The sequence below is a fragment of the Rhizobium sp. PvP014 genome (assembly GCF_017876855.1).
Classification (GTDB): Bacteria; Pseudomonadota; Alphaproteobacteria; order Rhizobiales; family Rhizobiaceae; genus Neorhizobium; species Neorhizobium soli.
Genome location: NZ_JAGIOT010000002.1, coordinates 1,136,173 through 1,160,550, shown reverse-complemented (window position 1 = coordinate 1,160,550; position 24,378 = coordinate 1,136,173). Strand labels below are relative to the sequence as shown.

19 protein-coding genes are annotated in these 24,378 nt (G+C 60.9%); 11 read left to right on the top strand and 8 right to left on the bottom strand.

Annotation, left to right across the window (positions count from 1 at the left end; genetic code table 11):
• The first annotated feature begins 121 nt into the window (after nucleotides 1-121).
• A complete protein-coding gene (locus tag J3A65_RS10225) occupies nucleotides 122-2,683 on the top strand; it encodes a methyl-accepting chemotaxis protein (RefSeq protein WP_209901014.1) in 2,562 nt (853 codons plus the stop codon).
• Between the two features lie 78 nt (nucleotides 2,684-2,761).
• Here the strand turns inward: J3A65_RS10225 and moaA are convergent, their stop codons facing one another.
• Nucleotides 2,762-3,748: a GTP 3',8-cyclase MoaA gene (gene moaA, locus J3A65_RS10220; protein WP_113110841.1), complete on the bottom strand. Its 987-nt coding sequence runs from the start codon at nucleotides 3,746-3,748 to the stop codon at nucleotides 2,762-2,764.
• Nucleotides 3,749-3,958: 210 nt separating this feature from the next.
• Between moaA and J3A65_RS10215 the strand changes: the two genes are divergently transcribed.
• Genes J3A65_RS10215 through J3A65_RS10205 form a run of 3 tightly spaced genes read left to right on the top strand, consistent with a single transcriptional unit; the run spans nucleotide 3,959 to nucleotide 6,805 of the window.
• The gene (locus J3A65_RS10215) at nucleotides 3,959-4,345 is read left to right on the top strand and encodes a DUF971 domain-containing protein (protein WP_209901012.1); all 387 of its coding nucleotides are present in this window, start codon (nucleotides 3,959-3,961) and stop codon (nucleotides 4,343-4,345) included.
• Between the two features lie 31 nt (nucleotides 4,346-4,376).
• On the top strand, nucleotides 4,377-6,200 hold the full coding sequence (locus tag J3A65_RS10210; protein ID WP_062456538.1) for a monovalent cation:proton antiporter-2 (CPA2) family protein: 1,824 nt from the start codon (nucleotides 4,377-4,379) through the stop codon (nucleotides 6,198-6,200).
• Nucleotides 6,197-6,805 (top strand): pyridoxamine 5'-phosphate oxidase family protein, encoded by a 609-nt coding sequence (locus tag J3A65_RS10205; RefSeq protein ID WP_092660801.1) that lies wholly within the window; start codon nucleotides 6,197-6,199, stop codon nucleotides 6,803-6,805. Before J3A65_RS10210 ends, J3A65_RS10205 begins: the two co-directional genes overlap by 4 nt.
• Nucleotides 6,806-6,815: 10 nt before the next feature.
• On the opposite strand, the gene J3A65_RS10200 is transcribed toward J3A65_RS10205, so the two are convergent.
• A complete protein-coding gene (locus J3A65_RS10200) occupies nucleotides 6,816-7,886 on the bottom strand; it encodes a GGDEF domain-containing protein (RefSeq protein ID WP_062456544.1) in 1,071 nt (356 codons plus the stop codon).
• A gap of 264 nt (nucleotides 7,887-8,150) precedes the next feature.
• Nucleotides 8,151-9,542 carry a class II fumarate hydratase gene (fumC, locus tag J3A65_RS10195; protein ID WP_062580887.1) on the bottom strand — a complete coding sequence of 464 codons (1,392 nt, stop codon included), beginning with the start codon at nucleotides 9,540-9,542 and terminating at the stop codon, nucleotides 8,151-8,153.
• Nucleotides 9,543-9,932: 390 nt separating this feature from the next.
• Between fumC and J3A65_RS10190 the strand changes: the two genes are divergently transcribed.
• Entirely contained in the window at nucleotides 9,933-11,936 is a 2,004-nt protein-coding gene (locus J3A65_RS10190; protein ID WP_245341509.1) for a L,D-transpeptidase family protein, read from the top strand.
• Between the two features lie 67 nt (nucleotides 11,937-12,003).
• Here the strand turns inward: J3A65_RS10190 and J3A65_RS10185 are convergent, their stop codons facing one another.
• Entirely contained in the window at nucleotides 12,004-12,672 is a 669-nt protein-coding gene (locus tag J3A65_RS10185) for an HAD family hydrolase (protein WP_113167395.1), read from the bottom strand.
• A gap of 187 nt (nucleotides 12,673-12,859) precedes the next feature.
• On the opposite strand from J3A65_RS10185, the gene rpiA reads away from it, so the two are divergent.
• From rpiA to J3A65_RS10165, 4 genes are all read left to right on the top strand, one after another.
• Complete coding sequence (gene rpiA / locus J3A65_RS10180) at nucleotides 12,860-13,555, top strand: ribose-5-phosphate isomerase RpiA (RefSeq protein ID WP_062456553.1); 696 nt, start codon at nucleotides 12,860-12,862, stop codon at nucleotides 13,553-13,555.
• Nucleotides 13,556-13,574: 19 nt separating this feature from the next.
• A complete protein-coding gene (locus J3A65_RS10175; protein WP_062580883.1) occupies nucleotides 13,575-14,162 on the top strand; it encodes a DUF2059 domain-containing protein in 588 nt (195 codons plus the stop codon).
• Nucleotides 14,163-14,297: 135 nt separating this feature from the next.
• Entirely contained in the window at nucleotides 14,298-15,686 is a 1,389-nt protein-coding gene (gene gor / locus J3A65_RS10170; protein ID WP_209901008.1) for a glutathione-disulfide reductase, read from the top strand.
• 187 nt (nucleotides 15,687-15,873) lie between these two features.
• Nucleotides 15,874-17,247, top strand: a complete 1,374-nt coding sequence (locus J3A65_RS10165) for a 3-deoxy-7-phosphoheptulonate synthase class II (RefSeq protein ID WP_113110585.1) — start codon at nucleotides 15,874-15,876, stop codon at nucleotides 17,245-17,247.
• A 66-nt stretch (nucleotides 17,248-17,313) separates the two neighbouring features.
• On the opposite strand, the gene J3A65_RS10160 is transcribed toward J3A65_RS10165, so the two are convergent.
• Nucleotides 17,314-19,050, bottom strand: coding sequence for a pilus assembly protein TadG-related protein (locus tag J3A65_RS10160; RefSeq protein WP_209901006.1), 1,737 nt, complete (start codon nucleotides 19,048-19,050; stop codon nucleotides 17,314-17,316).
• A 1-nt stretch (nucleotide 19,051) separates the two neighbouring features.
• Entirely contained in the window at nucleotides 19,052-19,471 is a 420-nt protein-coding gene (locus J3A65_RS10155; RefSeq protein ID WP_209901004.1) for a TadE/TadG family type IV pilus assembly protein, read from the bottom strand.
• A 187-nt stretch (nucleotides 19,472-19,658) separates the two neighbouring features.
• Here J3A65_RS10155 and J3A65_RS10150 point away from each other — a divergent pair, with 187 nt between their 5' ends.
• Nucleotides 19,659-20,489 carry a PD40 domain-containing protein gene (locus tag J3A65_RS10150; RefSeq protein ID WP_209901001.1) on the top strand — a complete coding sequence of 277 codons (831 nt, stop codon included), beginning with the start codon at nucleotides 19,659-19,661 and terminating at the stop codon, nucleotides 20,487-20,489.
• Nucleotides 20,490-20,570: 81 nt separating this feature from the next.
• Nucleotides 20,571-21,272: a 5,6-dimethylbenzimidazole synthase gene (bluB, locus tag J3A65_RS10145; protein ID WP_209900999.1), complete on the top strand. Its 702-nt coding sequence runs from the start codon at nucleotides 20,571-20,573 to the stop codon at nucleotides 21,270-21,272.
• On the opposite strand, the gene J3A65_RS10140 is transcribed toward bluB, so the two are convergent.
• Together J3A65_RS10140 and J3A65_RS10135 are read right to left on the bottom strand one after the other, a co-directional pair.
• Nucleotides 21,273-21,962: a hypothetical protein gene (locus tag J3A65_RS10140; protein WP_092660813.1), complete on the bottom strand. Its 690-nt coding sequence runs from the start codon at nucleotides 21,960-21,962 to the stop codon at nucleotides 21,273-21,275.
• 85 nt (nucleotides 21,963-22,047) lie between these two features.
• Nucleotides 22,048-24,366: an NADP-dependent malic enzyme gene (locus tag J3A65_RS10135; protein ID WP_062456577.1), complete on the bottom strand. Its 2,319-nt coding sequence runs from the start codon at nucleotides 24,364-24,366 to the stop codon at nucleotides 22,048-22,050.
• Between the last annotated feature and the right edge of the window lie 12 nt (nucleotides 24,367-24,378).

The following is a 24,378-nucleotide window of genomic DNA, read 5'->3' as shown; positions in this document are numbered from 1 at the left end:
CTTGTTCAACCGAATTTGCAGATTGTGTGCAGCAATGTTACCCGCATGACGTGGGGGCGCTTGCTGGATAACCCGCGAATGAACAGCGGAGCCGGGGGCTACTCAACAACCCGGGGGTTCCATGTCATTCGTCGATCGTCTGCTTCAAAGACGCAAAATTGTCACCAAGGTTCTTCTCTTCGTCGTGCCACTGGTGCTTCTGATTGCAGGCGTGGGAATGGCTGGCTTTTATACGGCCGAAACGCTGAACGGTCATATGACCGTGACGCGTGCCACGATCGAAAATATCGGCGATTTCGAAGATCTCCAGTCATCGCTTCAGGCATTCACCGAGGCTCCGTCGGATCAGACCGTCGCGACCCTGCGGTCCAGTATCGCGCGTCAGGCTGACGGCGTCGGCCGGTTGCAAGGGCTGTTGCAGACCGAGGGTGACCGTAACCGGATAGCCGTTGTCCGCGAGCTTGCGGCTAAGCTCTCAGCCGACACGGATGGGCTGTGGGCGATCGAACAGATGCGCAAGCGCAATGTCGAGGAGATCAATCAGATCCTCAAAGGCGTGCGCGATGCTTCCAACGGCGTCGACAAGCAGGTCGAGATCATCCAGAAACAGTTTGACGGCAAAGAGAAATTCGCCAAGCGGCAGCTGTTTGAAGCCTACGCGTATCGATCCGTCGCGCGTCGGCTGGAAAATCTGCGCAATGCCGTGCGGGCCTCCGAAACCGACGAAGCCACCGTCAAGGGCGCGGAGCTTTACGGCCACACGCTCAAAAAGGAATTCGCGATCGTCGCGCCGATGCTGTCGTCCAACGGCAAGGCGGCCATGGCGCCGATCGAGCAGTCAGCCGATCAGCTTCTGGCCGTCATCGCCAGCGACAAGCCGGTTGCCGACAAGGCCCAGGCTTTGCGCATTGCGACAAGTGCCTTCATGAGACCGCAGGGGGAACTTGCCGCCGAAGTGACGAAGAAATCCGGTGACGCAGCCGAGCGTTTCGTCGATCTCGAAGGCGAGGTGGAAGTGCTGAAAAGCGTTCTCGACCAGATCGACCAGTCGCTCCAGATTTCGAACGCGATGCAGCTGCATGCCGAGCGTTTCATGACGGTGCCGACCGATGAAGCACGTTCGCATATCATTGCCGACATCGTGGCGCTGAGGGCAACAAGCGTAAAAGTCTCCGAACTCAATTCACGCAATGCCGCCACCCGCGACTTTGGACCGACCCTTGCGACACTGCTGAGCGCGCTGGAGAAGAGCACGGCGACGACGATTGTCAACGCGGGTGAATGGACTGCGGCACGCACGAAGGCGACAGAAACGCTGACGGCAGGCATGGCCGGCCTCAAGAACTTCGTGGCGCAGGCGCAGGAGGTCGGCAAGGCGGACAGCGAGCGTTCGGCCACCGTTTCCGTGATCGCCATGGTGGCGGGCACGCTGCTTGCCATCGCCGGCGGCCTCATGCTGGTCGAGACGCTGCGCGGACCTTTGCGCCGCGTCACCGAGATCATGAAGCGTCTGGCCGATGGCGATCTCGATGTGAAGATCGAAGGCCGCGAGCGGGGCGACGAGATCGGCGACATGGTGCGCTCGGTCAGCGTGTTCCGCGATTCGGCGCTGGAGAATATCCGGCTGGAAAAAGAGGCGACGTCGGCACGGGAGCTTTCGAGCGCCGAATCGGACCGCCGCACAAGCGAACGTGCCCGGATTGCCGCCGAACAGCGTCAGGCGCTGACCGCTCTCTCGAGCGTTCTTGGTCAGCTTGCCGAAGGCGACCTGGAGCAGACCATGGATGAAAACCTGCCCGAGGATTTCATCGAGATGGCCCGCACATACAACCGCGCTGTCGAAGAGTTGCGCGGCACGCTTGCCGACGTCCGTTCCACGGCCGACGAGATCGAAGGCGGCACCGGCAATCTTGCGGCATCCGCCGACGACCTTGCCCGGCGCACCGAGCAGCAGGCGGCAGCACTCGAGCAGAGCTCACGTGCGCTCCGCCATCTCGGCGACATCGTCCGCGCAACAGCGCAAAGCGCTCGCGAAACCTCGACGTCCGTCAACGAGACTGAAGCTTTTGCGGTGCGTTCGGGCGAGGTCGTGGCACGCGCTGTCGGCGCCATGGGCGAGATCAGCCGGTCGTCGGAGAAGATCGCAACCATCATCGGCGTCATCGACGAGATCGCCTTCCAGACGAACCTGCTTGCGCTCAATGCCGGTGTCGAAGCCGCACGCGCAGGTGAGGCGGGTCGCGGTTTTGCCGTGGTCGCGCAGGAAGTCCGCGAACTGGCGCAACGCTGCGCAGGTGCTGCCCGGGAAATCAAGGGGCTGATCTCGGCAAGTTCCGCCCAGGTGACCAATGGCGTGCACCTGGTTGAAGAGACAGGTGGCGCGCTCTCGCAGATCATCGCCCATGTGACCGACGTGCGCAAACTGGTGACGCAGATCTCCGATGCTGCCGAGGAACAGTCGACGGGGATCAGCCAAGTCACCCGCGCCGTTCAGGAAGTGGAACACATCACCCAGCGGAACGCCGCGATGGTGGAAGAAAACAATGCCGAGATCCACGGCCTGCGCCAACGGGTCGGCGTTCTTTCCGAAAAGATCGAGCGGTTCAAGACCCGCGAACCGCATGAACAGTACGGCATGGGGAGTTATGACCGGCGCGATCAGCAGCGGCGCGACGTCGCCTGAGACGATCGCTGCAGTCCCAAAACGAAAAGAGCCGGCTCAAGCCGGCTCTTTTCACATCTGAGCTTTGCTTCGTTTACATCACCCGCCGGTGACGCTCATGTGCCGCGACACCGCCGGGCGGTTGTTGCGGTCGATAATGAAGTCGTGGCCTTTCGGCTTGCGCGAGATTGCCTCGTCGATCGCCGCCGAGAGAACGGCCGGATCGTCCGATGCGCGCAGCGCTGCCCGAAGATCGGCAGCGTCGTTCTGGCCGAGGCACATATAGAGCGTGCCAGTGCAGGTCAGGCGGACGCGGTTGCAGCCTTCGCAGAAGTTATGCGTCATTGGCGTGATGAAGCCGACGCGGCCACCGGTTTCGGCGACCTCGACATAGCGCGCAGGGCCACCGGTCTTGTAGGGGATGTCGGTGAACGTGAACTGCTGCTCGAGATCGGCGCGCAGCTTCGACAGCGGCAGATAGCGGTCCGTGCGGTCTTCCTCGATCTCGCCCATAGGCATGGTCTCGATGACCGTCAGGTCCATTCCGCGGCCATGGGCGAAGCGCAGCATGTCGGCAATCTCGAATTCGTTGAAATCCTTGAGCGCGACCGCATTCAGCTTGATCTTCAAGCCCGCCTTCTGCGCCGCATCGATGCCTTCCATGACCTTGGAGAAGTCACCCCAGCGCGTGATGGTCTTGAACTTGTCGGGATCGAGCGTATCGAGCGAGACGTTGATGCGACGCACGCCGCAATCGTAGAGTTCTTGCGCGTGGCGGGCTAGCTGTGAGCCGTTCGTCGTCAGCGTCAGCTCGTCGAGATTGCCCTCTTCGATGTGGCGACCGATCGAGCGGACCAGATACATGATGTTCTTGCGCACCAAAGGTTCGCCGCCGGTTAGCCGAAGCTTGCGGACGCCCTTTGCGACGAAGGCCGAACAGAGCCTGTCGAGCTCTTCCAGCGTCAGCAGGTCCTTTTTCGGCAGGAACGTCATGTTTTCCGCCATGCAATAGGTACAGCGAAAGTCGCAGCGATCCGTGACCGAGACACGCAGATAGGTGACCGCGCGACCAAACTTGTCGATCATCGGTGCGTTGGTCGCGGCAGGGCCGGCAGTCAGTGGCGGTATGACAAATGAATTCACGGGTAAATACTCCTGACGCCAGAACTTGGGTCCGATCCGGGGCAACGTCAAGGTTTGTACTCCTTAACGTGATGATGGACCGTTCACGGCGAACGGGCTTGCGAGGCATGAGCGAAGTCCATAATCGTGAGACATTCAAATTGGAAGAGAAACATGACTGACGTTCCCAACGACAGCTGGCCGACGGAATTGCGGGTTTCGCCGGACAAGAGAACACTGACCGTGCACTTTGAAGACGGTGCGTCTTACGCCCTGTCCGCCGAGATGATGCGCGTGCTCTCGCCTTCCGCAGAAGTTCAGGGCCACAGCCCGGACCAGAAGGTGACGGTACCGGGAAAGCGCCTTGTGGGCATACGCAACGTGGTCGCGACCGGCAATTATGCGGTCCGCATCGCGTTCGACGACGGCCATGACAGCGGTATCTTTACCTGGCGCTATCTGCGTGAGCTCGGGACCGAGGGCGACGCGCTTTTCCAGGGTTACGAAAATGATCTGGCGGCCAAGGGACTGAGACGCGATAGTGTCATGCAGACGCGCTAAAGCGATTTCGAAAACAAAGGGGATTGTCGGGGTGGCAGCGGAATCAAATGCGGGCGATCTGGTTCAGGTCGTCGCGCTTCTCGGGGCAGCGGTTATTGCGGCACCCCTCTTCAAGAAGATCGGTCTCGGATCCGTGCTCGGCTACCTCGCCGCCGGTTTGGCGATCGGGCCTTTTGGACTGAAGCTTGTCTCGGATCCGCAGGCGATCCTGCACATTGCCGAACTCGGCGTCGTCATGTTCCTGTTCGTCATCGGCCTGGAAATGCAGCCATCGCGGCTTTGGAGCATGCGAAAGGATATTTTCGGGCTTGGCGCACTCCAGGTGTGCGCCTGTATTGTTTTGCTGATGGCTGTCGGGATCGGCTTCGGTTATCCGGCGCCTGTCGCCTTCGTCGCCGGCACCGGCTTCGTCCTGACCTCGACGGCAATCGTCATGCAGATGCTTCAGGAGCGCAACCATCTGCATACGCCGAAGGGCCAGCATATCGTTGCGATCCTGCTGTTTGAGGATCTCGCCATCGTGCCGCTGCTGGCTATCGTCGCCCTCCTGGCGGCGCAGGGCGAGGCCGTTTCCTTGACCGAGCGGCTGCAATCGGTCGGCATCGGGTTTGCAGCGCTTGCCGCACTCGTTCTTGCCGGGCGATACCTGCTCAACCCGTTCTTCCGGCTGCTTGCCAATTCCGGTGCGCGGGAGGTGATGACCGCCGCGGCTCTGCTCGTCGTGCTCGGATCGGCGCTGCTGATGCAGTTTGCGGGATTGTCGATGGCGATGGGCGCGTTTCTTGCCGGCGTTCTTCTCTCCGAATCATCCTTCCGGCACCAGCTTGAGGCCGATATAGAGCCGTTTCGCGGTATCCTGCTCGGTCTGTTCTTCCTCGGCGTCGGCATGGCGGTCGATCTGTCGGTGATTGCCGCCAACTGGCAGCATGTGCTTCTGGCCGTGATCGCCTACATGATCGTCAAGGGGCTGGTGATCTACGGGGTCGCAAGGCTGCTCGGCACGTCCCACGCCGAAGGTCTCGGACGTGCGATCCTGATGGCACAGGGCGGCGAATTCGCGTTCGTGCTCTACGCGGCGGCGGCCTCCGTCGGCATCTTGGATTCCGATACGAATGCCGTGCTGACGGCGACGATCGTTATCTCGATGGCAGTGACGCCGCTGGTCGTTGCGATCTACGTGCGCACCGCGCCGAAGCCGGAAGTGGATACGAGCGGTCTGGCCGAGCCAGAGAATATCGAAAATACGGTGCTGTTGATCGGCTTCGGGCGTTTTGGACAGATCGTCAGCCAGCCGGTTCTGGCGCGAGGCTATACGCTGTCGATCATCGACAGCAATGCGGAGTTTATCCGCGACATCGGCGATTTCGGCTTCAAGGTCTATTACGGTGACGGTGTCCGACCCGAGATCCTGCATGCAGCCGGTGCGGCGACGGCAAGGGCGATCCTGATCTGTGTGGACGACAAGGAAGCGGCGCTGAAGATCGCCGAGATCGTCAAGGAAGAGTTCCCGCTCGTTCCGGTTCTCGCCCGCGCCTATGACCGCGGTCATGCGATCGATCTTCTGAAGGCCGGCGTCGATTACCAGATCCGCGAAACCTACGATTCGGCGCTGAGCTTCGGAGGCGAGGTTCTGCGCGCTCTGGGTGAGGCCGACGAGACGGCGCTTCAGATGGTCGAGGAGTTCCGCGAGATCGATCGCGAACGGTTTGCGCTGGAACAGGTCGGCGGCATCTATGCCGGCCGTTCGCTAATCAAGGGCAATGCGCAACCGGCAGACATCATCGCCGCCAAAACGGCGCGCGAACGGGAACGACGGGCGGCCGCCCAGGACGCGGCGCAAGGGGCAGCAAGATGACGGTTATCACGACGGTCGACGAACTGAAGGCGATCTATGGCGACAGCAGCGAGGCATCGCTTGCCAAGGTGACCCGCTTCCTGACGGCCGAATATCGGCAGATGATCGAGGCATCACCGTTCGTGGCGCTGGCAACCGTCGGGCCGGAAGGGATCGACTGCTCGCCGCGCGGCGATCTCGGCGGGGTGGTGCGGATCGAGGACGAGCGGACGCTGGCGCTTCCGGACTGGCGTGGCAATAACCGCATCGATTCGCTGATCAACATCGTTCGAGATCCGCGGGTCGCCCTGATGTTTCTCGTGCCGGGCTCGACGATGACGATGCGGATCAATGGTCGCGCGGTGGTGTCGGTGGAGCCCGGACTGCTTCAAAGCTTCGAGATGGACGGCAAGCACCCGCGCAGCGTGACGGTGATTGCTATCGACGAGGTCTATTTCCAATGCGCGCGGGCGCTGATGCGGTCGGAACTGTGGAACCCTGCGCGTTTTGTTGACCCGAAGACCCTTCCGACGCCCGGCACCTTGCTGAAGGCGGCAAAGGCCGACTTCGACAAGGAGACCTATGACCGCGACTGGGCGGACCGTGCCGCCAAGACGATGTGGTGAGGGCAGGCGGTCACTTCTTGTAGATCAGCCAGCTCTTGCTGACGTAATCCTTGGTCATGCTGTCTTCGTAGAACACGGTCCGGTTTCGTCCGGAGTTCTTGGCATGATAGAGCGCCGTGTCCGCGCGGGCGTAGAGATCGCCCGGATCGGCTGCCTGCGAGGCCATCGAGTATCCGAGCGAGATGGTGACTGGCCCATAGTTGATGCCTGAGCGGGAATTGCGGAAGGCGCGCGTTTCGAGAGCACGACGCACCCGCTCGCAGATGATCATGACCTCGTCGGGTGTGTTGCCCTGAACGATGATCGCAAACTCCTCGCCGCCTGTGCGTGCGACGAAGACTTCCTTGCGGACGTTCGAACGGATGACCGAGGCGACGGTCGACAGGATCTTGTCGCCGACCGGATGGCCGTAGCTGTCGTTGATCTTCTTGAAATTGTCGATGTCGGCAAGGACCAGCGCCGTCACGGGCAGGCTTGGCGCATGGTCGAAGATCGTTGCCAGGCGCTCGTCGAAGGCGCGTCGGTTGGAAAGCCGCGTCAGGGAATCGGTATTGGCGATCCGCTTGTACTCGTCGAGTTCGCGGCGAACCTGATCCATTTCCTGCGAGCGTTGCTCCATGTCGCCGGCGGTCTTTTCGCCCTGCGCGATCTTGTCACCGGTGGCATCGTTGAGGAGGCTGACGGCGTTGCGGATCAGTTCGCTCGAAAAGCTGCTTTTGGCATTGATACGGACGGCGGTCTCGCCAAGAAGACGGCTGTAGCTTTCGAGCGACGCCTGTTCCTGACGCAACAGCTTCAAAACGGAGTCCAGCTCCGTCAAGATGCGGTCATGCGCCTTCTCGATGACATCGACCTGACCCGTTCCCAGATGCCGGGCAGAAAGGTCGTCGAGTTCCTCTTGCGTCGCGCGTGAGCCCAGCGCCGCAAGATCCTGTGCCAGCTCGGGGTTGGAGCCGATGTAAGCTTCATAGAATAGCTGATAATTACGCGGTATCGAAGCGACCCCCATCGCCCGAATTGCGTATATGACTTGACTGATCAAATCACTGGATTGCGCCTTCGGCGCCACACCCGTCGTCATCGACGACCCCCACTAGACCTCATCCACTGTGTGGATAAATTTATATGTGACGAATATTGGAAAACAATTAAGAGCAGTTTGTATTTGCGCAATTTTGTACGCGTTATTTTAATTATGATTCTATGTTATATTGCGTGAAAGTGCAAATCTTGGCTGAGCTTGCGATACAAGCCAAACATATGGTTCGGTCTAGCTCATTCCGGATGTAATCTTGACGACGGGGCCTATCGGTTGACCGACCCCGTCATCGCTCTAGCGACCGATTTACTTGGGGCCGATCATGTTTTCCGGACGGACATACTGATCGAACTCCTCGTTCGTCAGATAGCCACCGCCAACGGCTTCCTCACGCAGGGTGGTGCCATTCTTGTGCGCGGTCTTGGCGATCTTGGCGCAGGTGTCGTAGCCGAGCCTGGAATTCAGTGCGGTGACCAGCATCAGGGAGTTTTCGACGCCCTTGCGGATATTGTCTTCACGCGCTTCGATGCCGACGACACAGTTGTCGGTAAAGGAAACGGCAGCATCACCGAGCAGCTGAACCGACTGAAGGAAGTTGTAGGCCATCATCGGATTGTAGACGTTCAGCTCGAAATGCCCCTGGCTGCCGGCGAAGGTGAGGGCAGCATGGTTGCCGAAGATGTGGGCGCAGACCTGTGTGAGCGCTTCCGACTGCGTGGGGTTGACCTTGCCCGGCATGATCGACGAGCCCGGCTCGTTTTCCGGCAGCGACAGTTCGCCAAGGCCGGCACGCGGACCGGAGCCGAGGAAGCGGATGTCGTTGGCGATCTTGAACAGGGCGGCTGCTGCCGCATTGATCGCGCCGTGCGAAAACACCATCGAGTCGTGTGAGGCGAGCGCCTCGAACTTGTTCGGCGCCGTCACGAAGGGCAGGCCGGTGATCTTCGAGATTTCGTCGGCGACCTTTTCGGCAAAGCCGACCGGGGCGTTGAGGCCTGTGCCGACGGCAGTGCCGCCCTGAGCAAGCTTGGAGAGTGCCGGAAGCGTCAGCTCGATATTGGCGATCGCGGAGGCGACCTGCGCGGCATAGCCGGAAAATTCCTGGCCGAGCGTCAACGGCGTCGCGTCCTGCGTGTGGGTGCGGCCGATCTTGATGATGTGGGCGAAAGCCTTCACCTTGGCTTCCAGCGCCTCATGCAGGTGCTTGAGCGCCGGCAGGAGATGGCGGACGATGGTTTCGACGCAGGCAATGTGCATGGCCGTCGGATACGTATCGTTCGACGACTGGCTCATGTTGACATGGTCGTTCGGGTGCACAGGCTTCTTGGAGCCCATGACGCCACCGAGGACTTCGATCGCCCGGTTGGAGATCACTTCGTTGGCGTTCATGTTCGACTGCGTGCCGGAACCGGTCTGCCAGACCACCAGCGGAAAATGATCGTTGAGTTTGCCGTCGATCACTTCCTGGGCAGCGTCGACGATCGCCTTGCCGACGGTCTTGTCAAGGCCTGCCAGTTCCATATTAGCGACGGCTGCGGCCTGCTTGACGATGCCGAGCGCACGAACGACGGCCAGCGGCTGCTTTTCCCAGCCGATCTTGAAGTTTCCAAGCGAACGTTGCGCCTGAGCGCCCCAGTAGCGGTCTGCGGCCACGTCGATCGGGCCAAAAGTATCGGTTTCGGTGCGCGTTGTGGTCATCGTGTCGCCTCTGTCTCCCATGCCCGCAAACGCGGGCGAACTATCGCGTGCCGGGCACGAAACCGGCGCCGGCATTACTATACCATTACCGGGTGACTTCAAGCGCAGCCGGGGTCGATTTGTGACCGTGTCCGCGTGCCATTTCGGTCACGCCGCGTGGAATTGTGCCCGATGGAACAATGGTCGGCCAAATAAACTAGGTTACCCATTGGTGAAAATTTAACGAATAATTTCTTAATCTTCGCCGGCGTTCGCGTATGCTTTGCCGCTCAGATCCGGCTTTGTGTGTGCTCGGGCGTTTCTTTCCACAGGCCACGCGATCGGATAGATGGCGGGCTGCATGAATTGATCCCGCAGATTTGCAAGCGGGTGGAAATGACGGGGACAAAATTGCCGCAAGATACCAAAAAGACTTCGCTCGCTCTGGCTTTGGTTTCCGGAATTTCGGCCTTTGCCGTCCTGGCCGGCCCCGCCAACGCCCTGACCCTGATGGATTTCCTGAAAGGCGGCCCTGGCAAGAGCCGCGCCGCCGACAACGGCGTTCCGGGTGTGACGACTGTTGCTCCCACCGAAAAGGCGCTGGCCGATCCCGAGCCGCTGCCGAAGGTGTCCGGACCCCGCTACTATACGTATAAAGCCGATGCCAGCCGGGCCGTGCAGACCGCAGGCTTTGCTGCGGCCTCAGCGACCGATGCGACCCGGCTGATCGCGCAGGCAAAGGTATCGGCCCCGTCTGCGATCGCGTCCGCACTCGAAGCCTATTACAGCAAGAACGCAGCTCCGCTCTGGGTCTCCGGCGGCGATGTCAACGACCATGCGCGGGCGCTGATCAGCGTGCTGGAAAAGGCCGCCGACTTCGGTCTCGATCCCGCCGACTACGCGTTGAAGGTTCCGAACCTGACGACCGCCAGCGTCGCGCCTGCCGAAGCGCCGGTTGCGTCGGCTGAAGCCGAGGCCACTGTCGACCCCGCAACCCCCTCCGCCGCGGCGCCGGAAGCTGCAACCGCCACACCCGTCGCTGCCACGCCGGACACAGCTACCACCTTGGCTGAGACGCCTCCCGTAGCATCACCTGCCGCCGGTCCGGCCGAGGGTCACGACCGCGATCTGATGCAGTTCGAGCTTGCTCTGTCTGCCAAGGCATTGATGTTTGCGCAGGATATGACGCGCGGGCGTATCGATCCGAACAAGATCTCCGGATTCCACGACTTCAAGCTGAAGACCGTCGATCTGAATGGCGTCATGGCTTTCCTGGCGACAGGTCAGGAACCCGGCGCCTATCTTGCAGGCCTTGCTCCGCAGGATCGGCATTTCACGGCTTTGAAAGCCGAGCTTGTCAGGCTGCGTGCTGAAGCTGCGAGTGAAGCGACCGCCGTGAAGCTCCCGGACAATCTGCTCCTGAAGCCGGGCAACAGCAGCCCTGATCTGTCAGCTGTTGTGGCGGCGATCCAGCATTCGGGGTCCGATGCGCTGAAGACCAAGCACGAAGCGACGCTTGCGAGCTACCAGCAGACGCCGGAATACACGCCCGAGCTGGTCGATCTGGTCAAGACGTTCCAGAGCGAAGCAGGCCTGAAGGCCGATGGCGTCATCGGTGCGGCGACCGTTCGCAAGATGGTCGGCCATACGTCGCAGGACAAGATCGAAAAGCTTGTGGTCGCCATGGAACAGGCGCGCTGGCTGCCGAGCGATCTCGGTCAGCGCTACGTGTTCATCAACCAGCCTGCATTCCGCGTTTACTACAACGAGAACGGCGCCGAGCAGTTCTCGATGCGCACAGTTGTGGGATCGAAGGCGCATCAGACGTTCTTCTTCCAGGACGAGATCGAGACTGTCGAGTTCAACCCATACTGGGGCGTGCCGCAGTCGATCATCGTCAACGAGATGCTGCCGAAGCTTCGCGCGGACCCGTCCTATCTCGATCGTCTCGGCTATGAAGTCGCGGTCAATGGCAAGGCGGTGCCGTCGCGCAGCGTCAACTGGTACACTTCGACCCAGAACGTCTCGGTCCGTCAGCCTCCGTCGAGCGACAATGCTCTCGGCGACCTCAAGATCCTGTTTCCGAACGCCCATGCGATCTACATGCATGACACGCCTTCGAAGAGCTTCTTCCAGCGTGACATGCGTGCGCTCAGCCATGGCTGCGTGAGACTCGCAGAACCGCGCAAGATGGCTGCGGCCGTCCTCGGCATTTCCGAGCAGGAGGTCGATGCTCGGATCGCCGGTGGTGAAAACGTTGCGGCCAAGGTCACCGCAAAGATCCCGGTCTACGTTTCCTACTTTACCGCATGGCCGAACAAGGACGGAAAGGTCGAGTATTTCGACGACGTCTACGATCGCGACGCGGCCGTGAGAAAGGCATTCGAGGCAACCACGAAGGCACGTTCGGCTTAAAGCTGAAAATCTTGACGTCCAATTGGAAACGGCGGCCTTCGAGCCGCCGTTTTCGTTCGGGTTGACCTCAGATCATCTGCCGGATGACCTGGACGGTCAGATCGTCGAAGTGATCAATGACGATGTCGGCGTTGAGGTCCACGACGGGGACGTCTGAATAGCCGAAGCTGACGGCGATCGAGCCAATCCTTGCATTTTGCGCGGCGAGGATGTCGTTGATGCTGTCGCCGATCATGATGCTGCATGCCGGGTCGGCGCCTGCCTTTTCGATCGTGCCGAGAATATGCCCCGCATCGGGTTTGCGGACCGCAAACGTGTCTCCGCCGGTGATGACGTCGAAACGCGAGGCAAGGCCAAGGCCCTGCATCAGCGGCAGCGCCAGTTCTTCCAGCTTGTTGGTGCAGACGGCAAGCCGGACGCCTGCACATGCGAGGCGATCAAGACAGTCGATGACACCGGGATAGACCTTGCTCTTGCCCGGCATATTCGCCTTGTAATGCGCCATGAAGCGATCGAAAAGCCGCGCCGCCAGTTCGTCGTCGAGCGGCGTGTTGCGCAGGTGGAAGGCGCGGGCGATCATCATCCGCACGCCCTGGCCGACGAGATGGGTGATGTCCTCATAGGCGACAGGCTGCAGATCGGCCGCGGCAATCGTGTGATTGAGGCTATCGATGAGATCGGGCGCGGTATCAACGAGGGTACCATCCAGATCGAAGATGACGAGGGGAGTTTTCACGGGTGCCTCTTGGTTTCGATGAATGCCGGCTGGAATATCAATACAGAAAAAAGCAAGGCAGCGACTAACACGGATCCGGCGACGCCGCAAAACCTCAGCAAGCCTGTGTGCAAGACGTTAGGCTCTTTCGTTTGTCAAAAGAGCCGTGTAAACAGCGACCGCAGGAACATTCTGGAGCTTTTGGCGGATGGACGCCCGAGAAATGAAGGTCAAGGCGGCTGAGGCTGCGCTGGGATATGTCGAAGACGGAATGCGTCTTGGCATCGGCACAGGCTCGACTGCCGAAGAGTTTGTTCGTCTCCTGGCCGAAAAGGTGCATGGCGGCCTGAAGGTTCTCGGCGTGCCGACCTCGGAGCGGACCGCCCGCCTTTGCGTCGAACTCGGCGTTCCCCTCAAATCGCTCGACGAACTGCCGGAGCTCGATCTGACGATCGACGGCACCGACGAGGTGGACGGGAACCTGACCCTGATCAAGGGCGGCGGCGGGGCTTTGCTGCGTGAAAAGATCGTTGCGGCGGCGTCTGCTCAGGTGATCGTGATTGCCGACGAAAGCAAGGTCGTGGAAACCCTCGGCGCGTTTCCGCTGCCGATCGAGATCAATCCGTTCGGGATGGCCTCGACACGCATTGCCATCGAAAAGGCGGCCTCCAGGCTCGGCCTTTCCGGCGAACTGAAGCTGCGCCGCGGTGGCGAAGATGTGTTTCGCACCGACGGCGGGCACTATATTCTTGACGCATCTTTTGGCCGCATTCCTGATGCAGAGGCCTTGTCAGCTCAACTTCATCTCATTCCCGGCGTCGTCGAGCACGGGCTGTTCATTCACATCGCGTCCTTTGCGATCATCGCCGGCGAGGCTGGTGCGCGGACGTTGAAGGCGAAATAACCTTAGGAGCAATCAACCCATGATCAAATTCGCGGTTCTTGGCCGTGCTGCCGCCCTCGCAATTGTGATGTCCGGCGCCGTTTCCGTTTCTGCTCAGGCCCAGGAAATTCCTGAGGCCCATATGGCGGCTGCGCGCGATGCTATCGCTTCGCTCAACGTCACCGATCGGTTCGACAACATTCTGCCCAACATGGCCGAAGCGTTGAAGGGACAGTTTATCCAGTCTTCGCCGAACTTCCAGGAACAGATCAACGCCATCGTCGACGAAGAGGCGCTGGCGCTTGCTCCGCGTCGTGCGGATCTCGAAAAGGAAGCCGCGACGATCTACGCCAAAAGCTTTTCCGTCGATGAGCTGAAGACGATCTCGACCTTCTTCACGACCGAAGCCGGCAAGAAGCTTTTGAACAACCAGCCGCTGGTTGCCCGCGAACTCGGACGTGCGGCTGAAATCTGGGCCAACGGCATTTCGCGCGACCTCAACACCCAGGCGACCGCCAAGCTGCGCGGCGTTATCGATGCCAACCCGATCAAGGCACCTGTCGTCGATACGCCGGCACCTGCGGCGGCTGGCGCCAAGCCGGCTCCGACGCCTGCTGCCAAGCCCTGATCGACTGATTTAAAAGACTTCTGAAAAGCCCGGAGAAATCCGGGCTTTTGTTTATGGCGGCTGCAGCATTATATGTGGCTGGCACCTATCTATGCCCCAAGCATCCCACCCATGTTCTTTCTTCAGGAGCCTGCCATGACCGCCTATGACTATGACCTGTTCGTGATCGGTGCAGGCTCCGGTGGCGTCAGGGCAGGGCGCGTTGCCGCGTCGCTCGGCAAGACGGTTGCCGTGGCCGAGGAATATCGGTTCGGCGGCACCTGCGTCATCCGCGGCTGCGTGCCGAAGAAGCTGCTTGTCTACGCGTCGCAGTTCTCGGAGCATTTCGAAGATGCTGTCGGCTTCGGCTGGACGGTCGGCGAAACCAGCTTCGACTGGAAAAAGCTGATCGCGGCCAAGGATGCCGAGATCGCGAGGCTCGAGGCGATCTACAAGCGCAACCTCTCCAATAGCGGCGCCGAGGCGATCGAAGACCGGGCCGAGCTTGTCGATGCCCATACGGTGCGCCTGGTGAAATCCGGAAGAACCGTGACGGCGGACAAGATCGTGATTGCCACGGGCGGCACGCCCAACCCGCATGTGGCCCTTCCCGGCTACGAGCTCTGCATCTCGTCCAACGAGGCTTTCGATCTGCCGGAACTGCCGAAATCGATCCTGATCGCCGGCGGCGGTTATATCGCGGTGGAATTCGCCAACATCTTTCATGGCCTCGGCGTCGAGGTGACGCTGATCTATCGCGGCCAGGAGATCCTGTCGCGGTTCGACCAGGACATGCGCCACGGACTCCGCAAGGCGATGGAAGACAAGGGGATGCGGGTCATTCTCACCGACGTGATCGCCGAAGTGACGAAATCTCCGGCCGGTCATCTCATCGCGTCGACCATGGGCGGCGAAACGCTTGCCGTTGATACCGTGATGCTGGCGCTCGGTCGTGATCCGAACACCGATGGTCTGGGACTTGAGGCTGCCGGTGTCGAGGTGGACGAGCTCGGAGCCATCGTCGTCGACGAGTATTCGCGCACCAATAAAGAAAACATCTATGCGCTCGGCGATGTCACCAACCGGGTACAGCTGACGCCGGTCGCGATCCATGAGGCGATGTGCTTTATCGAGACCGCGTTCAGGAACAACCCGACCAAGCCGGATCACGAGCTGATTGCGACGGCGGTGTTCTCGCAGCCGGAGATCGGCACGGTCGGTCTTTCGGAAGAGGAAGCGGCCAAGCGCTATGCCGAGCTCGAAGTCTACCGGGCGGAATTCCGGCCGATGAAGGCAACGCTCTCCGGCCGGCAGGAAAAGACGATCATGAAACTGATCGTCGATGCCGAGAGCCGCAAGGTGATCGGATCCCACATCCTCGGCCACGAGGCCGGAGAAATGGCGCAGCTGATCGGCATCTGCCTCAAGGCCGGCGTGACGAAGGACGATTTCGACCGCACGATGGCGGTGCATCCGACGGCTTCGGAGGAACTGGTGACCATGTACACGCCGAGCTACCGCATCAGGAATGGCGAGCGGGTCTGAGGTCTGCTTGGACCGGGACGAATATAATTCAGCAATGTGAGATGGTTCGACATCGTTTGTTGCACTGGTGGAAGCCCGGCCGGGCGCTTATCTACCCGCTATGCAAACGAGGCCGTTCGGTCTATAAGCCCCGCAAAATTTGAAGCTTTGCCCGGCGGGGGAGCCGGGGTGGAAACAGGTGAGTATCATGGCGCAGAACTGGACCCCGAGCACGTGGCGGAACAAGCCGATCCAGCAGGTTCCGGACTATCCGAACATGGCTGCATTGGAAGCAACCGAGGCGCAGCTTTCCACATTCCCGCCGCTCGTGTTTGCGGGTGAGGCTCGCCGCCTGAAATCCCAGCTTGCCAAGGTGGCGGAAGGCGATGCCTTCCTTCTGCAGGGCGGCGACTGCGCCGAAAGCTTTGCCGAGCATGGCGCCGACAACATCCGCGACTTCTTCCGCTCGTTCCTGCAGATGGCCGTCGTGCTCACCTACGGTGCGCAGCTTCCTGTCGTGAAGGTCGGCCGCATCGCCGGTCAGTTCGCAAAGCCACGCTCGTCCAATATCGAGAAGCAGGGCGATGTCGAGCTGCCGTCCTATCGCGGCGATATCATCAACGGCATCGATTTCACCGAAGCCTCACGCATTCCGAACCCGGAGCGCCAGCTGGATGCCTATCGCCAGTCGGCGGCAACGCTGAACCTTCTGCGTGCCTTCGCGATGGGTGGCTATGCCAACCTCGAAAACGTCCACAAGTGGATGCTGGGCTTCGTGAAGGACAGTCCGCAGGGCGAGCGTTACCGCATGCTGGCCGGCCGGATCAGCGAGACAATGGAGTTCATGCGGGCGATCGGCATCACGGCCGACAATCAGCCGAGCCTTCGCGAGACGGATTTCTTCACCAGCCATGAAGCTCTGCTTCTCGGCTATGAGGAAGCTTTCACGCGCGTCGATTCGACGTCCGGCGACTGGTACGCAACGTCGGGCCACATGCTGTGGATCGGCGACCGCACACGCCAGCTCGACCATGCGCATGTGGAATACTTCCGCGGCATCAAGAACCCGATCGGCCTCAAATGCGGTCCCTCGCTGCAGCCGGACAATCTGATCCAGCTGATCGACGCGCTGAACCCGGCCAACGAGCCGGGCCGGTTGACGCTGATTGCGCGCTTCGGCCACGACAAGGTTGCCGATGGCCTGCCGAAGCTGATCCGTGCCGTCGAGCGCGAAGGCCGCAAGGTCGTGTGGTCCTGCGATCCGATGCATGGCAACACGATCACGCTTAACAACTACAAGACCCGTCCTTTCGAGCGGATCCTGTCGGAAGTGGAAAGCTTCTTCCAGATCCACCGGTCGGAAGGGACCCATCCGGGCGGCATCCATATCGAGATGACAGGCAAGGATGTGACCGAATGCACCGGAGGCGCCCGTGCGGTGTCGGCCGGCGACCTGCAGGACCGCTACCACACGCACTGCGATCCGCGCCTCAATGCCGACCAGGCGCTGGAACTGGCGTTCCTCCTCGCCGAGCGTATGAAAAGCGGTCGCGACGAGAAGCGAATGGTCGTCAACGGCTGAACCCCGGTTCGACACAACGCAAAAGGCCGGCGTGAAAACGCCGGCCTTTTGCGTTGCAAGGGCCGCCTACTGGACGAGAACGGGGTTACGGCAGGACGCGCCACCGACCTGGACATCCGCTTCACCAACGCGCACGCCGAGGGTCAGCAGGACGTTGTAGAGGACGGTGTCGACCGGGCTCATGGCCGCACCGAGCGTGGCGCCGACGGCAGAGATAATGGGTTGCGGCAGCCCGAGCCCAAGGCCGAGAAGGTCTACCCGCACAACGAGCTTGGAAAGCAGGCTAGTCGTCAGCGACTCAAGCACGTTCTTGACCGACGTCGACTTTACCCTGTTCGCGCTGATATCCGCCGGCGAGAACGTCAATCGCTCTGTCTTGAGATTGGTCGAGGTGGTGTCCGCCATGGCGGAGACCTTGAGAAGAAGGGTCGAGATGATGTCGGCTCGCGTGACACGCGGATCTTTGCCGAAGTTCGTGAATGCAGTCGTATCGACGTCGCCCAATGCGATCGACGCGATGCCCGGGACGGCGTCGACATCGACGGAGGCGCTGTTGGCCGCGCCCGTACAGGTGATCCCGGCAAGCCGTCCTTCGGCATAGGCAACTTCCAGGTAGAGGGGGACGCGGACCTTGAGCCCGAGGATCGCCTGGAGGCCATCAACCACGACCTCGACCGCCACGCGTGTCTGAGCGGTGCGGACGATCGTGCCCGGCGCTCCAACTGCAAGGTAGGACGACCCGACCGGCGGCTCCCCGATCGCAACGGTCACCTTGGACGATGCGACACCGGGAATGGATGTCCCAAGGTCGACAGAGAGCTGCTTGCCGCCGCTGGCAGCGGTTGCGGCCGCCGACAGCAGATCGAAGACGCTGGTGTTGACAGATAGTCCACTCGATTGGCCGATCAGCTTTTGAGATACGGGTCCCAGCTTCAGCGTATCCTCGAGCTTGACCATGACCTTCGTCTTGTTGAGCGTCTTTTCGAGATTGGAGAGGACCGTCGAGACCGAGGGGGTAAGTCCGGTCGTCTTGCCGAGGGCTCCGACGAACTTGCCATAGTTGATGTCGGTTGTGAGAACATCCGCGTAAGTCCCTGACTGGAGACCAAGATCAAGAGCAAGCTGGTCGATCGTCTTCAAGGCATTGACCTGGGCATCGGCGAGGGCCCGATAATCCATCGCCTTCAGGGAAATCGTCGTTCCGAGCATCTGGCCAAGCAGGGCATTGAGGACACCCTCGTTGACGCTTGCCAAACGACTTCCGATCGAGAAGGACGCAAGCTTATCCGTTGCTGCTGTGCCGGATGCGGCAAGCGCCGGCGGGGTGGTGAGACTTGCCCCGAACATCAGGTTGCTCTTGCTGCGGAGCGTCAAGCGGACCGCATCGGGCGGTGTTGCGCCGGCGACAAAACGGTTCGCGGCAGGCTGCGCGGGATCGGGTACATAGCGGCCCCTGCTGATCTCGGCATAGCTGCCATAGGCTTCGAGCGCCGTCTTGGGGTTGAATGGGACAACCCCCTTGGTTGTCAGCAGGCCGCCGGCGCTGACGACGCCAATGCTTTGACCGTTCATCGCGAAAAAGTCGAAAGCGGATTTTTCCGCAGTCGAAATGTTGGCTGCCGCTGCAATCGCGGCAAGGTCGGCGCTTGCCTGCAACTGCCGCTGCTGCAGCGTCAGACTGCCATAGTCGACGCCGAGTGCCAGCGCTCCGATGGCAAGCGGCATGGCAAGTGCTGCAGTAATGGCAATGTTGCCGGCCCGGTCACCGGCGATAGTCTGACGACGCTTCAGTCGGAAAAGCATCTCAAATGCCTCCGATCCGCATGGTCGAATAGCGCCTTATGTGCTTGTTCGGCATGGCGTAGCTGTAGAGACTGAAGATCGGCAGGGTGCTGGCGTCGTATTCGATCGAAACGGTGAACTGGTTGGGGTTGCTCGGGTCGCTTTGCACCTTCGTCGTGAAGTTCTTCTTGTCGAGAAGCGCATAGTCCATCGTCGACTTGGTGAGATACTCCTGCACCAGCTTCTGGCGTTCGCTGGCATCGAGGCCGGCAACAGCAGTGCGTGCCGCATCCGCGGCAATCTGCTGCACGGCGTGGGCTGCAGCGAGGTAGACGCCATAGCCGATCAGGCTGAAGAGCATCAGAAGCAGGACCGGCGCGATGATCGCGAATTCGACGGCGGAACTGCCCGAACGGCATCGCAGCAAGGATCGGATTCTCATCACCAACTCCCATTGTATGAGTATATTCGAATATAATGTTATGCGGTTATAAAGAATCCATGAATCGCATCCGTCAGTTTTTAATGATGTGTTTTTAGAGCTCCGGAGGCTTATCTCGCGTGACTTGCCACCTTGTGTTCAGGCGTCGTAACCTCACGCTGGCAGCAAATCGCCGGGAGAGGATGCAATGCGCAGTTCGGTCGAAATCTATAATATCCGGACGCGACAGAGCCGGATTGTCTGGCAGACGAGCGCGCTTTTCGAAGCGCCGAACTGGGCGCCGGACGGACGTTTCCTCATGCTCAACAGCGACGGGCTGATCTATCGGCTGCCCGTGGCCGGCGACACGCCTCCGATCATCGTTGACACCGAGTTCGCGGTTGCCTGCAACAACGACCATGGCATCTCGCCCGACGGCACGCTGATTGCGATTTCCGATAAGGTCGAATTCGGCAAGTCCGCGATCTATGTGCTTGCCGCGACCGGGGGCAAGCCAACGTTGGTAACACCGAAGCTTCCCTCCTACTGGCACGGCTGGTCTCCGGACGGACAGCGCTTCGCCTATTGCGGCATCCGCGACGATGTTTTCGATATCTATACGATTGCGGTCGAAGGCGGCGAGGAGATGCGGCTCACCCATGGCGAAGGCCGCAACGACGGGCCTGACTACTCCCCGGACGGGAACTGGATCTATTTCAATTCGAGCCGCACGGGCACCATGCAGATCTGGCGCGTGCCGGCTTTGGGCGGCTCGGCGGAGCGCATCACCGACAGCCCCTATGGCGACTGGTTTCCGCATCCGTCACCGAAGGGAGACAAGATCGTTTTCGTGTCCTATGACGGCGACGTGTTCGATCATCCGCGCGATCTCGATGTCCGGGTTCGGCTGATGGATATGGATGGCAGCAATGTCGAAACGCTGTTCGAACTGTTCGGCGGGCAGGGCACGATGAATTCGCCAAACTGGTCACCGGACGGTGACGAATTCGCCTATGTCAGGTATTTTCCTGTTTCGTGATGGGCTTGCGATATCTGGTATGGTCGGGCATAGCCTCGGCAGTTTTGCTTCAGCCGTCGCAAGCACTGTTGGGGATAGACGATGCCGCCAATTCCAGACCCGTCCGACGATACGCAAGCAGGCCTTGCTCCGGCCGGCGCCTTTTCCGCGACGGAGCGGGCAGCGATCTACCGGGTGATCGAAACGCGACGCGACGTTCGCGATCAGTTCCTTGCCGACCCCTTGAGCGACGAGCTTGTCACCCGTCTTCTGGCGGCCGCGCATGCCGCACCGTCAGTCGGGTTCATGCAGCCGTGGAACTTCATCCTCGTCCGTGACCAGGCGATGCGGCAGGCGGCCTGGGAGGCCTTTTCCAAGGCCAATGACGAGGCGGCCGAGATGTTTTCCGGCGGCGAGCGCGAGCTTTATCGCAGCCTCAAGCTTGAAGGCATTCGCAAGGCGCCGCTATCGATCTGCGTTACCTGTGATCCGGACAGGGCGGGACCGGTCGTGCTCGGTCGCACCCACAATCCGCGCATGGATGTCTACTCCACCGTCTGCGCCGTGCAGAACCTGTGGCTTGCCGCGCGCGCCGAAGGCGTCGGTGTCGGCTGGGTCAGCATTTTCCGCGATGAGGACGTGCGCAGGCTGCTGGGTATCCCAGAGCGCGTGGCGATCGTCGCCTGGCTCTGTCTCGGCCATGTGGACCAGCTCTACAGCGAGCCGGAACTGGCCGTGCGCGGCTGGCGCCAGCGCCTTGCACTGGAAGACCTGGTGTTTTCCGAGCGCTGGCAGGGTGACTGACTACTGCTGTTGCTGCGGTCCATTTTCGCGGGGGTGGCGCAGATCAATACTGGCTTCAGGGAGAAAAATCGGACCCACCGTGCGGACCTTTGCGGAGGTTTCGTAATTCCGCTCCGGTACCGGCGGCGTGGGATCGATCGCAACCTTCTGGACGGTGGCAGGCTTGCGGGTCCGCAGGTCGGTGATGCTGCCGGAATAGGCCTCCTCATCCTTCGGTAGCGCGATCCCCTTTACCCGGATCCGTTCCTTTTCCTCCTCCTTCGCGACATCCTGGAAATCGGACGGAATGCAGGCATTTTGACGGATGGCAACGATGGTTGCGCCGCGCTCTTCCCCGGTGACGGACAGGTTGCGGGCTTTGTTGCGCTCGTCAACAAGCACTTCGCGGTTTTCCTCCAGGGCTTGCAGCTGCTCGAGGAGGGGTTCGCACTGGTCGGCCTTGGCCGCGCCAAAGGAAACAATGCTGCCGCCACCGCATCCGGCGCGCCGCATGTCGACGCGAAGTTTGCGGATGTCGGAGTTTGCCTGGCTGAGGTCCTGCGCATATCGGCGCATTTCAGCGGTATTGCCGATCACAACCGGTGTGCTGTGAAGCTTGCGGTACAGATCCGCGCAAAGCTGCGCATCCCGCGCCAGGACGGAGGCGGGGACGAAGACGAGCGGAATGAAGATCAGGCCGCGAAATCGCATCGCTTTTCCGGCAATTCGTTAAAACCCATCAAACATAGGCCGGGGCGGATGAAGATATCCTAAACCGCCCCGGCTTCTGTGAGACCTAGCCGAACAGCGACTCTGGCTGCGAGGCTTCGACGACGGCCAGAGCCGCCATATTGACGACGCCGCGGGATGTGACGGACTGGCCGAGAACATGGGCGGGTTTTGCCGTGCCAAGCAGGATCGGGCCGACATGCAGCGCGTCCATCATGGTGCGCACCAGGCCAAGCGAGATGCTGGCCGCATCGAGGTTCGGGAAGACCAGCAGATTGGCTTCACCGGACAATGTGGTGCTCGGCATGGCGCGCTTGCGCAGTTCCTCGGAAAGCGCCGAGCCACCCTGCATTTCACCGTCGACTTCCAGATCCGGCGCCCGTTCGCGAATGATGGCGAGTGCGTCGCGCATCTTCGCGGCGCTTTCGGAATTGCGCGAGCCGAAATTGGAGTGGCAGATGAGGGCCGCCTTCGGCTTGATGCCGAAGCGGCGCACTTCCTGGGCCGAGAGAATGGTGATCTCGGCAATCTCTTCGGCGGTCGGATTGTAGTTGACGAACGTGTCGGTGAAGAAGATCGCACCGCGCTGCGAAATCAGCAGGCTGAGGCCGGCGAGCGTCTTCGTGCCTTCGCGTTTGCCGATGATCTGGTTGACGTCGCGCAGATGCCGGTCGTAGCGGCCTTCGATGCCGCAGATCAGCGCATCTGCCTCGCCGCGCTGGACCGATAGCGCGCCGATGACCGTGTTGCTGGTGCGCACGATGGTTCGTGCCGCTTCCGGGTTGACGCCCTGGCGACCGACGAGCGCGAAATAGTCGTCGACATAGCCGCGGTAACGCGGATCGTCTTCCGGGTTGACGACGGCGAAATCGACATTCGGGCGGATGCGGATGCCGAAACGCTGGAGACGGGCTTCGATGACCGAGGGACGGCCGATCAGGATGGGCCTTGCGATCTGCTCTTCGAGCAGGATCTGTGCGGCCCTCAGAACGCGTTCGTCCTCGCCTTCGGCGAAGATGACGCGGTTTCTTTCGGCAGTCTTGGCCGCCGTGAAGATCGGCTTCATCACGAAGCCGGAGCGCCAGACGAATCGGCTAAGCTGGTCGAGATAGGCCTCGAAATCCTGGATCGGACGAGCGGCGACGCCGCTTTCGGCCGCAGCGCGTGCGACAGCCGGCGCGATGCGCAGGATGAGGCGCGGATCAAACGGCGAGGGGATCAGGTAGTCGGGGCCGAAGATCGGCGTTTCACCGGAATAGGCTTTCGCGGCGACGTCGGAGACTTCCTCGCGGGCAAGGGCTGCGATCGCCTTGACCGCCGCCATCTTCATTTCTTCGTTGATCGTGCGGGCGCCGCAATCGAGCGCACCACGGAAAATGTAGGGGAAGCAGAGGACGTTGTTGACTTGGTTGGCGAAGTCCGAGCGGCCGGTGCAGATCATCGCGTCGGGACGCTCCGCGCGGGCGAGTTCCGGCATGATTTCCGGCGTCGGGTTGGCGAGCGCCATGATCAGCGGCTTTTCGGCCATCTGCACCAGAAGTTCGGGCTTCAACACGCCCGCGGCCGACAGGCCGAGGAAGACGTCTGCGCCGGCGATATTGTCGGCCAGAACTCGGTTGTCGCTCTTCTGGGCGTAGATCGCCTTCCACTCGTCCATCAGCTCGACGCGGCCCTCATAGACCAGCCCTTCGATATCGTGGACCCAGATGTTTTCCTTCTTCGCACCAAGCGACACGAGAAGATGCAGGCAGGCAAGCGCTGCCGCACCGGCGCCCGACGTGACGATCTTGACGTTGTCGATCGTCTTGCCGGCAAGCTCCAGGCCGTTGAGGATCGCGGCGGCGACGATGATCGCCGTTCCGTGCTGATCGTCATGGAAGACCGGGATGTTCATCTTTTCGCGAAGACGACGCTCGACTTCGAAACATTCCGGAGACTTGATGTCTTCGAGGTTGATGCCGCCGAAGGTCGGCTCCAGTGCCGAGATCGTCGAGACCATGGCTTCGATGCCCGGCGCGTCGATTTCGATGTCGAACACATCGATGCCGGCGAATTTCTTGAAGAGGACGGCCTTGCCTTCCATCACGGGCTTGGAAGCGAGCGGGCCGATATTGCCGAGGCCGAGCACGGCAGTGCCGTTGGAGACCACGGCGACCAGATTGGCACGCGCGGTGAATTCCGCGGCCATTTCCGGATTGTCGCGGATCGCGAGGCAAGGGGCGGCCACACCCGGGGAATAGGCAAGTGCGAGGTCGCGCTGGTTGCCGAGCGGCTTGGTGGCCTGGATTTCCAGTTTGCCGGGGCGGGGATAGCGGTGGAAGAAGAGAGCCTGTTCGTCGAGATCTCCGGTTACCGGCGATGGTTTCGGATTGTCGTGCCCATCCATGCTCTTATGGCT

Bases quoted from the DNA above. Each gene is read 5' to 3' on its own strand.
- bluB (WP_209900999.1), top strand. From the start codon at position 20,571: ATGCCGCCAATTCCAGACCCGTCCGACGATACGCAAGCAGGCCTTGCT.
- J3A65_RS10150 (WP_209901001.1), top strand. From the start codon at position 19,659: ATGCGCAGTTCGGTCGAAATCTATAATATCCGGACGCGACAGAGCCGG.
- J3A65_RS10160 (WP_209901006.1), bottom strand. From the start codon at position 19,050: ATGCTTTTCCGACTGAAGCGTCGTCAGACTATCGCCGGTGACCGGGCC.
- J3A65_RS10225 (WP_209901014.1), top strand. From the start codon at position 122: ATGTCATTCGTCGATCGTCTGCTTCAAAGACGCAAAATTGTCACCAAG.
- J3A65_RS10200 (WP_062456544.1), bottom strand. From the start codon at position 7,886: ATGACGACGGGTGTGGCGCCGAAGGCGCAATCCAGTGATTTGATCAGT.
- moaA (WP_113110841.1), bottom strand. From the start codon at position 3,748: ATGATCGACAAGTTTGGTCGCGCGGTCACCTATCTGCGTGTCTCGGTC.
- J3A65_RS10175 (WP_062580883.1), top strand. From the start codon at position 13,575: ATGATCAAATTCGCGGTTCTTGGCCGTGCTGCCGCCCTCGCAATTGTG.
- fumC (WP_062580887.1), bottom strand. From the start codon at position 9,542: ATGACCACAACGCGCACCGAAACCGATACTTTTGGCCCGATCGACGTG.
- J3A65_RS10140 (WP_092660813.1), bottom strand. From the start codon at position 21,962: ATGCGATTTCGCGGCCTGATCTTCATTCCGCTCGTCTTCGTCCCCGCC.
- J3A65_RS10155 (WP_209901004.1), bottom strand. From the start codon at position 19,471: ATGAGAATCCGATCCTTGCTGCGATGCCGTTCGGGCAGTTCCGCCGTC.
- J3A65_RS10135 (WP_062456577.1), bottom strand. From the start codon at position 24,366: ATGGATGGGCACGACAATCCGAAACCATCGCCGGTAACCGGAGATCTC.
- J3A65_RS10205 (WP_092660801.1), top strand. From the start codon at position 6,197: ATGACGGTTATCACGACGGTCGACGAACTGAAGGCGATCTATGGCGAC.
- J3A65_RS10165 (WP_113110585.1), top strand. From the start codon at position 15,874: ATGGCGCAGAACTGGACCCCGAGCACGTGGCGGAACAAGCCGATCCAG.
- gor (WP_209901008.1), top strand. From the start codon at position 14,298: ATGACCGCCTATGACTATGACCTGTTCGTGATCGGTGCAGGCTCCGGT.
- rpiA (WP_062456553.1), top strand. From the start codon at position 12,860: ATGGACGCCCGAGAAATGAAGGTCAAGGCGGCTGAGGCTGCGCTGGGA.
- J3A65_RS10215 (WP_209901012.1), top strand. From the start codon at position 3,959: ATGACTGACGTTCCCAACGACAGCTGGCCGACGGAATTGCGGGTTTCG.